General features: G+C 62.7%; 13 protein-coding genes. All 13 read right to left on the reverse strand.

Translation table 11 applies throughout. The features are described 5' to 3' along the window. Positions 1-20: 20 nt before the first annotated feature. On the reverse strand, positions 21-950 hold the full coding sequence (locus J3A65_RS15225; protein ID WP_209902013.1) for an ABC transporter permease: 930 nt from the start codon (positions 948-950) through the stop codon (positions 21-23). Continuing rightward, complete coding sequence (locus J3A65_RS15230) at positions 947-2,011, reverse strand: ABC transporter permease (protein WP_062461333.1); 1,065 nt, start codon at positions 2,009-2,011, stop codon at positions 947-949. Before J3A65_RS15230 ends, J3A65_RS15225 begins: the two co-directional genes overlap by 4 nt. Before the next feature lie 19 nt (positions 2,012-2,030). Continuing rightward, a complete protein-coding gene (locus tag J3A65_RS15235) occupies positions 2,031-3,689 on the reverse strand; it encodes an ABC transporter substrate-binding protein (protein WP_209902016.1) in 1,659 nt (552 codons plus the stop codon). A 67-nt stretch (positions 3,690-3,756) separates the two neighbouring features. Next, positions 3,757-4,806, reverse strand: a complete 1,050-nt coding sequence (locus J3A65_RS15240; RefSeq protein WP_209902018.1) for a dipeptidase — start codon at positions 4,804-4,806, stop codon at positions 3,757-3,759. A gap of 247 nt (positions 4,807-5,053) precedes the next feature. Continuing rightward, on the reverse strand, positions 5,054-5,731 hold the full coding sequence (locus J3A65_RS15245; RefSeq protein WP_209902021.1) for a phosphoribosyltransferase: 678 nt from the start codon (positions 5,729-5,731) through the stop codon (positions 5,054-5,056). Between the two features lie 9 nt (positions 5,732-5,740). After that, positions 5,741-7,540, reverse strand: coding sequence for an adenine deaminase (locus J3A65_RS15250; protein WP_209902024.1), 1,800 nt, complete (start codon positions 7,538-7,540; stop codon positions 5,741-5,743). Next, the gene (locus J3A65_RS15255; RefSeq protein ID WP_209902026.1) at positions 7,540-8,469 is read right to left on the reverse strand and encodes a nucleoside hydrolase; all 930 of its coding nucleotides are present in this window, start codon (positions 8,467-8,469) and stop codon (positions 7,540-7,542) included. Before J3A65_RS15255 ends, J3A65_RS15250 begins: the two co-directional genes overlap by 1 nt. 12 nt (positions 8,470-8,481) lie before the next feature. Beyond that, on the reverse strand, positions 8,482-9,519 hold the full coding sequence (locus J3A65_RS15260) for an ABC transporter ATP-binding protein (RefSeq protein WP_209902029.1): 1,038 nt from the start codon (positions 9,517-9,519) through the stop codon (positions 8,482-8,484). Next, entirely contained in the window at positions 9,512-10,294 is a 783-nt protein-coding gene (locus J3A65_RS15265; RefSeq protein ID WP_209902031.1) for an ABC transporter permease, read from the reverse strand. Before J3A65_RS15265 ends, J3A65_RS15260 begins: the two co-directional genes overlap by 8 nt. Then, positions 10,291-11,136 carry an ABC transporter permease gene (locus J3A65_RS15270; protein ID WP_209902033.1) on the reverse strand — a complete coding sequence of 282 codons (846 nt, stop codon included), beginning with the start codon at positions 11,134-11,136 and terminating at the stop codon, positions 10,291-10,293. The genes J3A65_RS15265 and J3A65_RS15270 overlap by 4 nt, the downstream gene beginning before the upstream one ends. 129 nt (positions 11,137-11,265) lie before the next feature. Continuing rightward, positions 11,266-12,288 carry an ABC transporter substrate-binding protein gene (locus tag J3A65_RS15275; protein ID WP_209902035.1) on the reverse strand — a complete coding sequence of 341 codons (1,023 nt, stop codon included), beginning with the start codon at positions 12,286-12,288 and terminating at the stop codon, positions 11,266-11,268. 3 nt (positions 12,289-12,291) lie between these two features. Further along, positions 12,292-13,365: a LacI family DNA-binding transcriptional regulator gene (locus J3A65_RS15280; RefSeq protein WP_209902047.1), complete on the reverse strand. Its 1,074-nt coding sequence runs from the start codon at positions 13,363-13,365 to the stop codon at positions 12,292-12,294. A gap of 212 nt (positions 13,366-13,577) precedes the next feature. After that, positions 13,578-14,027, reverse strand: a complete 450-nt coding sequence (locus tag J3A65_RS15285; protein WP_209902049.1) for an Rrf2 family transcriptional regulator — start codon at positions 14,025-14,027, stop codon at positions 13,578-13,580. Position 14,028: the final 1 nt, after the last annotated feature.

Raw genomic sequence — 14,028 nt, forward strand, 5'->3', positions numbered from 1 at the left:
TCATCATTGGCCTTTCTCCGTCATTGTCCGGCCTCCTTCGGATCCAGCGCATCGCGCAATCCGTCGCCGAGCAGGTTGAAGCCGAGGCTGACGATCAGGATGGCGATACCGGGCATGGCGGCCACCCACCACTGGTCGAGAATGAAGCGGCGACCGGATGCGATCATCGCGCCCCATTCCGGCAGCGGCGGCTGTGCACCGAGACCCAGGAAGCCGAGACCGGCGGCGGTCAGGATGATCCCTGCCATATCGAGCGTGACGCGCACGATCAGCGACGACATGCAGAGCGGCATGACGTGGCGAAGCACGATGCGAAACGGCGAGGCACCCATCAGCTTCACCGCCGAAATGAATTCCGAGTTTCGAAACGTCATCGTCTCGGCGCGGGCGATACGCGCATAGGGCGGCCAGGACGTAACCGCGATGGCAAGCACCGCGTTCTCGATGCCGGGTCCAAGCGCTGCGACCAGCGCCAGCGCCAGAACGAGCTTCGGAAAGGCGAGAAAGATATCGGTGATCCGCATCAGGACCGCATCCACCCAGCCACCGGCATACCCGGACACGGTGCCGACGATCAGCCCGACCGGCGCTGCGATGACCGCGACCAGCACCACCACGAACAGCGTCAGCCGCGATCCGTAGAGCAGCCGCGAAAGGATATCGCGGCCCTGGTCGTCGGTGCCGAGCAGGAAGCCGGCCGAACCCGGCGGCAGCAGCCGCGAATTGCGCAGGTCGCCCTGCACCGGGTTATGCGGCGCAAGAACGTTGGCGAAGATGGCGATGAAGATCAGCGCCAGAATGATGAACAGGCCAAGCAGCGCCAGCCGGTTTTCGGAAAACTGCCGCCAGACCACATAGGCGCGGCCGACGCGGGCCTGATGACGGGAGGTCGGCCGGTCGGACAGAAGCCACGCCCGGCTATAGGGTTTCAACGGTTCAACTTCACTCATCGGCGCGTCCTCGGGTCGAGCGTCCGATAGAGAAGATCGGAAAACAGGTTGATGGCGACGAACACCATGCCGATCACAAGTGTGCCGCCCAGCACCGCATTCATGTCGGCATTTTGCAGCGAGTTGGTGATGTAGAGGCCAAGCCCCGGCCAGGAGAAGATCGTTTCGGTCAAAACCGAGCCTTCCAGCAGGCCCGCATAGGAAAGCGCGATGACGGTGATCAACGGCACGGCCGCGTTGCGTAGCGCGTGGAACCAGATGATCCGCGTTTCAGACAGGCCCTTGGCCCGCGCCGCGACCACATATTCCTGCGAAAGTTCGGTCAGCATGAACGAGCGCGTCATGCGGCTGATATAGGCGAGCGAGAAATAGCCGAGCAGGCATCCGGGCAGGATGATGTGACGGAACAGGTCCCAGACCACCTCCCACTCCCGCTGCCAGATGGCATCGACCAGAAAGAAGCCGGTCACGGACGTGAACGTGTATTCGTAGGCGATGTCGATGCGGCCGGGATAGGCGACCCAGCGGAGCTTCGCATAGAACACCACGAGCGACAGCAGTCCCAGCCAGAAGATTGGTACCGAATAGCCGATCAGGCCGATGATACGCACGATCTGGTCGGCGATCGAGCCCCGCTTGACGGCCGCCAGTACGCCGAGCGGCACGCCGATGACGGCGCCGATCAGCGTGCCGATCGTGGCAAGCTCGATTGTTGCCGGAAACACCCGGGCAATATCGGTCATGACAGGGTTCGTCGTCAGCACCGAGGTGCCGAAATCACCGGTCAGCGCCTGTTTTATGTAGATCCAGAACTGATGATAGAGCGGCAGGTTGAGGCCCAGTTCCTCGCGCACCCGCTCCACCACATGCGCGGGCGCGCGGTCACCGACGATCGCCAGTGCCGGATCGATCGGCACCACGCGGCCGATGAAGAACGTGACGGCCAACAGGCCAAGGAAAGTGGTCGCCGCGGTGATCAGAAACCGCAGCGTACCTTTGACAATGGAGGGAGCACGGCGCCTGTTGCGCCGTGTCACAGTCGTTACATCGGGAAGCGTCAAGGAAATCGTCCCCTATCGGCTATTCCTTCGAGACCGGAGCAACGAAGTTGGTGTCGAAGCTCGGGCCGAGCTTGTAACCCTTCACCTTGGACGAATAGCCGGCCACTTCCGTCTGCTGGAAGACGATCACGAACGGGCTGGTGGCCAGAACCTTTCTCTGCAGGTCCTCGTAGGTGGCAGCGCGCTTGGCTGCATCCTTTTCCAGAAGCGCGCCCTTGCTGGCGTCCGACAGTTCCTTCGGCACGTCCCAGGCATTGCGCCAGGCGAGCGTCTTCGTCGTGCCCGTATCGGCATTGTCAGGATTGACGGTAAACGTCTCGGCATTCGAGTTCGGGTCGAAATAGTCCGAACCCCACTGGCCGATATAGATGTCGTGGGTGCGGGCGCGGTACTTGGTCAGGGTCTGCTTGCCATCGCCCGGAATGATTTCCAGCTTGATATTGGCCTGCGCCAGCGTCTGCTGCACGCTTTCGGCAATGCCGGTCACCGGCTGCGTGTTGCGCACGTCCATGGTCACGGTAAAGCCGTCGGCAAGACCGGCCTTTGCCAGCAGTTCCTTCGCCTTTGCCACATCCAGCTTGTAGGGGTTTTCCGAGAGAGCGCCGAGCTGGCCCTTTGGCAGGAAGGTCTGGTGGATTTCGCCGATACCCTTGATCAGCGTTGCGCCGATCGCATCGTAGTCGACGAGATACTTCATCGCCTCCACCACTTCCGGCTTGGCGAGGTTCTTGTTCTTCTGGTTAAGGCTGAAATAGTAGACGGTGCCCTTCGGCGCTGAGGTGAGCGAGATGCCCTCCTTCTTCGACACGGAGTCCATGTCGTTCGGCTCGAGATTGCGGGCGACATCGATATCGCCGTTCTCAAGCGCCAGGCGCTGGCCGGAGCTTTCCTTCATGTGGCGGTAGATCACCCGCTTCAGCTTCGGCTTCTCGCCGTAATAATTGGGGTTGGCTTCCATCACGACGGCTTCGTTGGCGCGCCATGCGACCACCTTGAACGGGCCGGACCCCGCATAGCCGGTCTTCATCCACTCATTGCCGAAATCGGTGTCGAATTTGTATTCGGCCGTCGGGGTGACGGATTTCGCATGCTCCATCACCACCTTCTTGTCGACCACCGCGGTCACTGTTGCGGTCAGCACGTTGAGCACGAAGCTCGGCGCATAGGCCTTGTCGACCACGAAGGTAAACGTGTCGGCGCCGGATGCCTTCGCCTTTTCGGTGACGTTGTCAGCCTTCAGGCCGAACTGGGTCAGAAGGAACGCCGGCGACTTGTCGAGCTTCACGGCGCGCTCGAACGAGAAGGCGACGTCTTCTGCGGTGATCGGGTTGCCGGACGCAAATTTCAGGTTGGGCTTCAGCTTGAACGTATAGGTCATGCCATCGTCGGACACCGTCCAGCTGTCTGCGAGATCGCCGATCACCTTCGACGTGTCGGAAGGATCGAGCGTCACCAGCTTGCTATAGCTGTTGGCGGTCACTTCGGCCGCCGAAAGCTCGAAGGCTTCGCCCGGATCGATGCTGATAATGTCGTCGATCGCAAAGCCCTCGACCAGCGTATCGGCCGGCGTCGCGGCCATCGCCGCGCTTGAAAGACCATAGGGCGCGGCAAACGAAAGCAGCGACAGCGCTGCGGTCGCCGACAGCATTCGAAGAGTGTGGGAGCGAAGATGAAGCATGTGATTTCCCCTGTTCCGTACGTTGCGGAAGCCTGTTTCTAACCCGTTCGAAGCCCGTCTTCCGAGCCTATTCCTGCCAAGCCTTGCCCAGAACCCTCAACCAGTTTTCACGGCAAAGCTTTGCGAGATCCTCGTCAGCGTATCCCTCAGTTTTGAGGGCCGCAACCAGATTTTGATTGCCTGCAGCATCGCTGATCTGCTGCGGTATCGTGGCGCCGTCGAAGTCCGATCCGAGCGCCACGCAGTCGATCCCCATCCGCTCGACCATGTAGTTGATGTGGCGCACCATGTCGGAAAGCGGGGTCGCCGCATCGTCGCGCCCGTCGGGCCGCAGCATGGTCACCGCATAGTTCAGCCCGGCAAGACCGCCGCTTTCCTTGATCGCATCCATCTGCCTGTCCGTCAGGTTGCGGGCAACCGGCGTCAGCGCATGCGCGTTGGAATGGCTGGCGATCAGCGGCTGGTCGGTGGTCTTCGCCACATCCCAGAACCCCTTCTCGGTGATATGCGAAAGATCGATCGCGATCCCGAGCCGGTTGCATTCCTTCACCAGCCGGAAGCCCGCATCGGTGAGCCCCGGCCCCGTATCGGTCGTCATAGGAAAGGCGAACGGCACGCCATGGCCAAAAATGTTGTGGCGGCTCCAGACGGGACCGAGCGACCGCAGGCCCGCCGCATGGAACACGTCAAGATTGACGAGATCCGCATCGATCGCCTCACAGCCCTCCATATGCATCACGGCGGCAAAGACACCGTCCTCGACCGCCTTGCGGATTTCGCTGACGGACCGGCACAACCGCCAAGCCCCGGCCCGGTCGAGCCGCAATGCGATGGACGCCATTTCCAGTGCGATATCGAGCGACGGCGCATAGTCGAGCGGCGCTGCCAGCGGCGTCGCATAATGTCCGTCCACATCCGGATCCGACAGAACCAGATCGCCCGAGGGAATGTAGATGGCGCAGAGCCCACCTGCGAGACCGCCCTTTTTCGCGCGCGGCGCATCAATATGCCCCCCCGCCGTCCCCCCGGCAAACTCCGCCACCGGATCCCCACCAGCCTTCATGTTCCGCCAAAGCCGCAAAAGCACATCGTTATGGCCGTCGAACACCAATTGCATGATTTCATTCCCGATATCGTGATTGTCAGAAGCGTTGGGTGATCGCGATCCTATCCCGCCGGCCGTGTTTCGCAAGGTGGAAATGCGCTCTGATGCACCTGTCGAAATAACAGCCCGATCAATAGCTCCCCGCATTGCGGACGCGATGGCACTGGATTCCTGTGACAAGCTCCCTCATCACTTTGCTCGTCACAGGAACCCAGCCGCGCGAAGTCCTTCGCGTGAGAGAACACTTTTTGGACAGGCGTCACAAACCCCACAACCCCTCACCCGCCCTTACCAACATCGGCGTCCCAAACACCCCTACAACCCTCTCCCGCCACTCGGCGCCATACCCGTCGAGCCTGTCATGCCAGCGCACCGATTGCAGCATTGCCGCCCCGATCGCGACCGGTTCGATGCCCTGCGACGCCAGCAGCGTCAGACCGGCGACGATCGAGGTACCGGAGGAAATGACGTCGTCCACCAGCACCACGCGCTTGCCCGTGGTGAGCGGCAGCATGCGCGGATCCACATAGAGGCGTTTCACCTGGTCGGGTGTGGTGATCGACGACAGCGGCACGGACATCGTCTCGTCGTACCAAAATTTCCTGGAGGTCCCCAGCGGAACGTAGCGCGGCAATCCCAGCGCGCGAGCGACGGCTGAGGCGAGCGTTAGGCCAAGCGTCGGCAGGCCGACGATGACGTCGGGGCGGTAGGGTTCGAGTTTCCTTGCAAGGTCCGCCGCCAACGCATCCTGCACCTCGAAACTCGCCTGGTTGATGATCAGCGAGGCGAGTGCGTGTTTGCCGTCGGCGAGCGGCCGGATCGGCAGGCGCAGCTGTCGCCCGTCATCGAGGCTGACGGGAAAGAACCCAGAAAACGGCGCCTCGCAAGAAAACGTGCCCGCCGTATGCATCTCCTGCCAGAAGTCGTGCGGCTGCATGAACGCCCCTTATCCGAGAATTTCGAGAACGGGGCTTTCCAGCACCTTGCCTGTTGCGACATCGGCGATGCCCCTGTCGGTCTGGTGCGGACCGGGATTGCAGGCAAGCGTCGCGCCAAAGCAGGCCTTGAATACAAGATAGGGCGGCGTCCAGTCGACGATGCCGTCCATCGCGGCGCGGATGGCCCGAAAGCCGTCTGCTACCTCTTCCATCGGCGCTTCCGAGACGAGGCCCGAAAGCGGCAACGGCAGCAGCACGTCCACCTTGCCGTTGATCGCCACCGCCATGCCGCCGCCGGCAGAAATCACCGCATTGGCGGCAACGGCCATATCGACTGGATCGGCGCCGAACACGGTCAGGTTATGGCTGTCATGCGCAAGCGTGGTGGCAAAGGCGCCGCGCCATGTGCCCCAGCCGGTGAGGAACCCGACGCGGGTGCGGCAGTCCGCCCGACCGTGGCGGTGGGTCACGGCAATCAGCGTCGCACCGTCGGGCGGCACCACGAAACCATCGACGACATCGGCATCCGCGCTTCCCCAGCGGGTAAACCGTGGCCGGTCGATCGTGGCAAGGCGCACCTTCGTGCCCTCCGACCGAACCCGGAAATCGTCTGCCTGCAAAGGCTTGAGCTTGACCGAAGCCGTCAGCGGAGCCGGATCGGTCGGTTTGATCTCGACCGAAATCGCTCCGCGGCAGCCAACTTCCGTGCCGCTGGCCAGCACATGCCGGGCGCGAAATTCCGTGAGATCCTCAAAGATGGCGATATCGGCACGACGCCCGGCGGCAATCAGGCCGAGATCGGCGCGTCCGATGCGCTGGGCCGCGTTCAGCGTTGCGGCCTGAAGCGCCCATTCCGGCTTCATGCCGTAGCGCACCAGCCTGCGCACCACATCGTCCAGCCCGCCGCCATCGACGAGATCGTCCGGAAACACGTCGTCGGTGCAAAGCGTCAGCGTCTGCGGCAGACGGCCGAGTTCGCCAAGCGCTGCGACGAACTCCGGCAGAAGATGGTCATGGCTGCCGCGCAGCTCCACCGTCAGTCCGGCGCGCAGCTTGGCGATCAGGTCGGCGCCGGAAACAAGCTCGTGGTCGGAGGTGATGCCGGATGCCATGAAGGCATTGAGATCCGCATCGGCAAGCCCGCGGGCATGGCCGCAGACCAGCTTTTCCGCAGCCAGCGCCACTTGGACGATCTCGCTCATGCGCGGGTCGCGATCAATCACGCCGCGCATGTTCATCACTTCGGCCAGACCGGCGATCTTCGGCCAGTAAAGCATTTCCTCGATCGCATCAGCGTCGAAACTGGCGCCCGCCATTTCGAGCCCCGGCGCCGATGGCACGCAGGACGGCGCAAGAACCAGGCACCGCAGCGGCAGCGATTTGACCGCCTCGACCGCCCAGCACACGCCCTCGATACCGTTGACGTTGCCGAATTCGTGCGGATCCCACACGACGGTCGTCACCCCGCGCGGCAGCACGGTTTGTGCGTAGGTGGCGGGCGTTACCATCGAGCTTTCGATATGCATATGCGTATCGATCAGCCCCGGCGACACGAAGGCTCCGCCGGCATCGATCACACGGTGCGCATCGCTGCGGCTTGCCGGCGCGTGGACGCTGGCAATCAGCGGTCCGACAAGGCCGATATCGGCTGCGCGGAGTTCGCCCGTCACCATGTCGACCAGGGTGCCGCCGGTGATCAGGATGTCGAAAGGCGCATCGCCGCGGGCAGCGATCACGGCCCGGTCGCGCAAGCCCGCATCGGTAAACCCGTAGATGTCAGTCACGATGGTCTTCATCTCGCCGCTCATCACCACGTTGCCTCCGCCTTGAGGGTTTCAAGGATCGTATCGCGCGCCTTTTCGACGTCTATCTCGGCCGCATAGGATCCGTTGAAACCGCTAACCTTGGCCGCCCGGGTCTCCACCACGGTCCGCCCACGCGTCACGGTACCGGCGGTTTCCATGTCGATGCGCGCCTCGCGCCAGGTGACGTGATCCGGATAGGCGAAGGCGAAAGCGGCAACCGCATCGTAAAGCGCCATCGCCGGCCGGCCGCGGCTGGTGGCGATCTCGACGAAGCCGGCCAGGAGATCGGCCACCAGCGTCGCATTGCGTCCGCCGGCAGCCCGGATCGGCGCCACATCGTCTGGAAAGCACAAAACCTTGCGGCAGATATCGAGATCGACCATCCTGAGCGGGATCTGATGCGCAAGCACGATGGCCACAGCTTCCGGATCCGCCCAGGCGTTGAATTCGGCAGATGCTGTCTGATTTCCGGCCGTCAGGCTGCCGCCCATCCAGGTGAGATCGGTGATCTTGGCGGCAAGATCCGGCCGTGCCAGCGCAACGGCTGCGATATTGGTGAGCGGCCCCATTGCAAGGATCCGGCGCGCGTCGCCGTCGCTCTTTTCCAGCCACCGGCACAGCGCCTCGAATGCATCGTCGTGAAATGTGTCGGGAATGTCCGGCAGGTGCAGACCGGTGCTTGGCATGCCTTCATCGCCCAGCACGTCCTGCGCCGTTTCAAGCATGCCCATCACCGGAAAGGCGCGGCCCGCGTGAACCGGGAACGGCCAGACGAAGGCCGCACAGGCACCGGCCGCATTGCCGCGCACCCGTTCAATCGGTGCATTGCCGAACACAAGCGAAACCCCGTCCACGCCGAGGCCCGCATGCGCCGCGACCATGATCGCCGCGATGTCGTCGAACCCCATATCGGTATCGATCCAGATGCCCATGGCTATATCTCCTCAGGCAATGCGCGAAAGGTGCGCGGCCTTGTGTACCGGCAAGTCAAAGGACAGGTCCGAGCCGGACACATGCACCGGTTCGGAGGCATCCACCTCAGCCTTGATCGGACCGAGCGCGCTGTCCAGCAAATATTCGCGGGAATGGCCGGCAAACGATGTGCCGCGCACGGTTCCGCGAAACGGGCCGGTTCCAAGCGTCACCATGCGCGGACGCCAGGCGAGACCCGCAGCCGAAGGTGCCTCGGCTCCGGGTGCGGTCGAAAGCGGCACGCTGCCATTGGCGGTCTTCAGCGCGCCGCCTTCCAGCGCAAAGATGTTCTCGAACCCGACGAAATCCGCCACGAAGGAGGACGTCGGCCGGTTGTAGATATCTTCAGGCGTGCCGATCTGCTCGATCGCGCCGTTCTTCATGACGACGATCCGGTCGGCAAGCGACAGGGCTTCCGCCTGGTCGTGGGTGACGAAGATCATCGTCACGCCGGTTTCGCGCTGGACGCGCTGCAATTCGGTGCGCATTTCCAGCCGCAGCCGGGCGTCGAGATTGGACAGCGGCTCGTCGAGCAGCAGAACCTTCGGCTCCATCACCATCGAGCGGGCAAGCGCCACGCGCTGCTGCTGGCCGCCCGAAAGCTCGGCCGGCTTGCGGTCGGCAAATTTGGCCAACCCGACGGAAGCGATGCCGGACTGCACCTTGGCATCCAGTCCGGCGCCCTTCATGCCCTTCAGCCGCAACCCGAAGGCGACGTTTTCATAGACGGAGAGATGCGGGAACAGCGCGTAGGACTGAAACACCAGCCCGACGGCACGCTTGTTCGGCGCCGTGCGCGTCATGTCCTCGCCGTCGAGGATGACCTTACCGGATTTCACCGGCAACAGACCGGCGATTGCGCGCATGGTCGTCGTCTTGCCGCAGCCGGAGGGTCCGAGCAGCGCGATGAGTTCGCCGGGCCGGACCGACAGGTCGAGATCGGCAACGGCCACGCTGTCGCCATAGGCAAGCGTCAGCTTTTCAAGCGAGAGATAGGATTGATCAGACATAGCGGGAAAATCCGAGAAAGCGTTCAGCAGCAAAGACGATGCCGATGGACAGGAAGGCGAGCAGCGACGAGAGCGCCGCAACCGACGGATCGAAGACGATTTCCATATAGGCCATCATGTCGATCGGCAGCGTGCGCACGCCGGGACCGGACAGGAACAGCGATACGGGCACCTGATTGAACGAGGTGACGAAGCCGAGGATGAAGGCCGAAAGAATGCCGCCCTTGATGTTGGGCATGACCACCCGGAAGAAGGCACCGAGCCGGGACGAGCCCAAAAGCACCGCCGCCTCCTCGATATCCGAGCGCAGGTTGTCGAGGCTCGCCGAAACGACGCGCACTGCATAGGGCAGGATCAGCGCGGTATGGGCGAGAAACAGCGCAAGCGTAATGCCGACACCGAACGGCACGACCACGTAACGCAGCAGCGAAAGGCCGACGATGATGCCGGGCACGATGATCGGCGCGGAAACGATAGTGCGGATGATTTCTGCCCCCGGCAGCCGGTAGCGCGACAGCGCGTAGGATGCGGGAATGCCGAGCAACAGCGCTGCCGCCGTGCCGCCGATGGCGAGAAACATCGACATTGCGAACGAGGCGCGGAAACTCTCCACCGTGAAGACCTTGAGGATCCATTGCAGCGAAAAGCCCTGCGGCGGAAAGGCCAGCGTCTCGCCGGCCGAAAACGACGCCGCGACGATGATCAGGAACGGCCCGATCAGAAAGGTCGCGAGCAGAAACAGGGTGGCGGGGACGAACAGGCTGCGAGCGGTCATCGGGCGGCCCTTCTCTGCGTATTGCGCGCCGTTGCCACCCGCTTCAGAAGAAGGTTGGCGGCAAAGCTCATGACGATCAGGATGCAGGCGATGACGCTTGCGGCGACGAAATTGTTGCTGACGGCAACCTGCTGGTACATCAGCGTTTCCAGCATCAGCACCTTGGAACCGCCAAGGATCGCCGGCGTGATATAGGCGGTTAGGCAGCCGGTGAAGACCAGCGTTCCGCCGATGACAAGCCCTTCCTTGGTGAGCGGCAGGATCACCTTCCAGAACACCTGGAACCAGTTGGCGCCGAGCACTCTTGCTGCCGGAACCGCATCCTTCGGCATATTCTCGAGCGCCGAGATCAAAGAGATGATCATCAGCGGCAGGAACAGCTGCAACAGGCCGATAAAGATCGCCGTTTCGGAAAACAGGATGCGCAGCGGCGCCTCGCTCAGCCCCAGCGCCTGGAACGCCTGATTGACGATGCCGGTCCGGCCGAGAATGACGATCCACGCATAGGTGCGCGCCACCGGCGAAATCATCAGCGGCAGCACGACCAGCCCGGTCATGCGCCCCTTGGCGGCGGGCGACAGGCTGACGATGGAAAATGCCGCCGCATAGCCGATCACCGCCGAAACCACCGTCACCAGCGCGCCAAGCTTCAGCGTGCGCAGAAACACCGCCTGGTTGAGCGGCGAGGAAAAGAACTCGCCGTAAGCCGCAAGCGTCCAGCCGCCATCAAGGCTCCTGAACCCGTCAGACAGAAGGATCAGCACCGGCACCAGAAACACCGCCGCCGCGAAAATCGCGGCAGGCAACGCCAGTGCAAACGCCTCGGCCCGGTTTTGAAACATGCGTGGTCTCCGGTAATCGTCGGACTGTGTCTCGTCATCATTCCCGCGCGCTTCGCAAGCCGCGCCCTTTCAGCCCGGAACCCGGGCCGAAAGGTATGCGACGCCGCAAGACGCGCGTTTTGCTGAAGCTTACTGGCCGACCTTGTCGTTCCAGGTCTTGATCCAGCCCGCGCGGTTATCGAGAGCGATCGCAGACGGGATGAACTTGAGGCTTTCGGCGGTTGCCTTGCCGAAGGTGAGATTGCCGGCGACTTCATCCGACACCTTCACCTCGCTGTTGGCAGGGCTATCCACCAGCTTTTCGGCAAGCTTGGTCTGGATCTCGGTCGACAGCCAGAAATCCATGAACTGCAGCGCGAGGTCACGGTTCTTGGAGCCCTTGGTGACGACCATGACATTCATGCCGCCGGCCTGGCCTTCCTTAGGCGTCGCCCATGCCATCGGCAGGCCGAGCTTGGTAAACGGCGCCCAGGCGAAACGACCGGCCGGCGCTGCCCAGATCTCTTCCTGCTTCATCAGCTGCACCAGCTGCGAGGACTTCTCGTAGAAGGTGACGATCTCGTCCTTGTTCTCGCCGATCGTCGCAATCGGGGCGGCAAGGTCAGGCGTATCCTTGCCCAGCGCCTGGCCGAGCATGTAGAGCGTTGGTGCCGCGCCATTGGTAGTGATGTTCGGAAACGCGATATGGCCGACATATTCCGGCTTGAACAGATCCGCCCAGCTTTCGATCTTCATCTTGTCAGAGCGGTAGACGATCGAGTTGGCGTAGAACGTGTAGCCGACGCTCTTGCCGTCCTGGTTCGGATCCTTGGCGATGTCATAAAGCGCGTTGAAGCTCTTGAGCTTGGACGTGTCGATCGTGTCGGTCAGATCCTTGCGGGACGCAGACAGCGCATCGGCCATGGAGACGACGGCCATGTCGATGACCGGATTGGCCTTGTTGGCCTCCATCTTGGCCACCCGCTCAACGCTGTTGCCGGTCTCGACCACCAGCTTGCAGCCGCAGATCGCCTGGAAGGGATCATAGACGATCTGCTTGTACTCGTCCTGCGCCAGCGCATAGACGGAAATGGTCAGCGTCTTTTCCTGTGCCTGGGCAAGGCCCGTCGTGGCAAGCAAAAGCGTGGCGGATAAGGTAATCAGGGTCTTCATGGGTCATTCCCTTCCAAGGCTGGGGGATGCGGGTGAAAATTCGGGGCTAGAAACGGATGCGGTGGTCTGGCGGGCAACGAGTGTCATCGGCACGCGATCGGTCTTTGCAACGGCGGTGACGCCGACCGCGATGTTTGCGGCATCAGGCTCGGCCGCATCATCGCCGATCACGCCGACCAGCGCGCCGACGGCAATCTCTGCGATCGCCGCCATATCCTGGCGCACGGTGGTGAGGCCCGGCGAAACCACCGAAGACCAGACAAGATCGTCGAAACCGGTAACGCTTGCCTGCTGCGGAATGCGGATACCCGCCTGCTGCAATTCGGTCAGCGCGCGCAGCGCATGCAGGTCGCTCGTGGCGGCAAAGGCGGTAAAGCCGAGCTCGACCTTCTGCTTCAACCCAAGCGAACAGCCGGCTCCCGCCAGTGCCTCGAGCTTTTCGATCCAGATCGTCTCGAAGCGGGCACCCTTCGGCAGCCGCGATTTCATGCCGCCGATGCGGTCGTTCTGAACGTTCGAAAGCGGATTGGCGCCGAGCAGCACGAAATTCCGGTGCCCGAGCCCGACCAGATGATCGGCGACCACCTGCCCACCCTGCCAGTGATCGGAAGAAACCGTGTTGCCGGGAGTCGACGGGCTGTCGATGACGGCGACCGGGCAACCGAGGTCGGCAATGCGGGTGCCGAGCCGCGGCACGATGACGATACCGTCCACCTGGCGCTCGACCAGCCGCTGGATCGCAAGCGTCTGCATGGAACTGTCGCCACGGCTGTCGGCGATCAAAACGCCGTAACCGGCATCGGCTGCAGCATTCTCGATCGCCTGGGCGATTTGCGGGAAAAGCGGATTGGCGATATCGGGAAGCACCAGCCCGATGACGCGGCTGCGCCCCGTGCGAAGCGCCCGCGCCGTCACGCTCGGCACATACCCAAGCTCCTCGGCCTTCGCCCGGATCTTCGCCCCAAGCTCCGGAGAAACCCGCCCCTTGCCCGACAGCGCATTCGACACGGTGGCCGCCGACACGCCAAGGGCGCTCGCTATCGCAGTCATGTTCGAACCGGGGCGGATGGGAGCCATCGAGGCGCTCTGATTAATCGTTTAATCAGAAAAGCAGAAAACGGATGAGGAGTCGAGTCCCGCCGGACGGTTGCAAACTCACGCCCTGGGCGGCCAGAGCGAAAATCCGGCACCACAGCATGTGCTTGGGGCACACCCAGCGTAAAGCAGAGGGCTTGGTCTACAGAGGGGTCAATCCGCGGCCGAAGACATGGCTGGGGTGTCGCCTGCGGTCATGGCGTGCATCGTTGACCGCCGTCCTGTTCGCTCGAGCCTTGAAACCCGTTGGCGATATCGGCAAGCGTCACGCCGGCAAACCTCTTGCGCAGCAGCGCCTCCGCTTCGTTGAAGACGTCCGTCAAAGTCCCGTTGACCGCCTGTTCGATCGGACATCCCGGCATGTCGTAAGCTCGTCCAACCGCAAAGATAGACGGTTCTCCGACCGCGCGGTAGATATCGAGAAGCGTCAGTTCCTCGAGAGGACGCGCCAGCGTCCAGCCGCCACCATGCCCTTTTACGGAGCTGACATACCCTTCGTCGCGCAATCCCGCCATGGTGCGCCGGATGACGACAGGGTTGGCGTCGAGCATCTGTGCGATCATCTCGGATGTCATCGCCCCGTCATGTCGCCCCATATGGATCAACACATGCAGCATGCGCGACAGCCGACTATCCTGCCTCATG

Origin of the sequence: Rhizobium sp. PvP014 (assembly GCF_017876855.1) — a bacterium.
Lineage (GTDB): Bacteria > Pseudomonadota > Alphaproteobacteria > Rhizobiales > Rhizobiaceae > Neorhizobium > Neorhizobium soli.

Coding starts and splice junctions, on each gene's coding strand:
- J3A65_RS15225 (WP_209902013.1), bottom strand. CDS start 950: ATGAGTGAAGTTGAACCGTTGAAACCCTATAGCCGGGCGTGGCTTCTG.
- J3A65_RS15235 (WP_209902016.1), bottom strand. CDS start 3,689: ATGCTTCATCTTCGCTCCCACACTCTTCGAATGCTGTCGGCGACCGCA.
- J3A65_RS15240 (WP_209902018.1), bottom strand. CDS start 4,806: ATGCAATTGGTGTTCGACGGCCATAACGATGTGCTTTTGCGGCTTTGG.
- J3A65_RS15245 (WP_209902021.1), bottom strand. CDS start 5,731: ATGCAGCCGCACGACTTCTGGCAGGAGATGCATACGGCGGGCACGTTT.
- J3A65_RS15250 (WP_209902024.1), bottom strand. CDS start 7,540: ATGAGCGGCGAGATGAAGACCATCGTGACTGACATCTACGGGTTTACC.
- J3A65_RS15255 (WP_209902026.1), bottom strand. CDS start 8,469: ATGGGCATCTGGATCGATACCGATATGGGGTTCGACGACATCGCGGCG.
- J3A65_RS15260 (WP_209902029.1), bottom strand. CDS start 9,519: ATGTCTGATCAATCCTATCTCTCGCTTGAAAAGCTGACGCTTGCCTAT.
- J3A65_RS15265 (WP_209902031.1), bottom strand. CDS start 10,294: ATGACCGCTCGCAGCCTGTTCGTCCCCGCCACCCTGTTTCTGCTCGCG.
- J3A65_RS15270 (WP_209902033.1), bottom strand. CDS start 11,136: ATGTTTCAAAACCGGGCCGAGGCGTTTGCACTGGCGTTGCCTGCCGCG.
- J3A65_RS15275 (WP_209902035.1), bottom strand. CDS start 12,288: ATGAAGACCCTGATTACCTTATCCGCCACGCTTTTGCTTGCCACGACG.
- J3A65_RS15280 (WP_209902047.1), bottom strand. CDS start 13,365: ATGGCTCCCATCCGCCCCGGTTCGAACATGACTGCGATAGCGAGCGCC.
- J3A65_RS15285 (WP_209902049.1), bottom strand. CDS start 14,027: ATGAGGCAGGATAGTCGGCTGTCGCGCATGCTGCATGTGTTGATCCAT.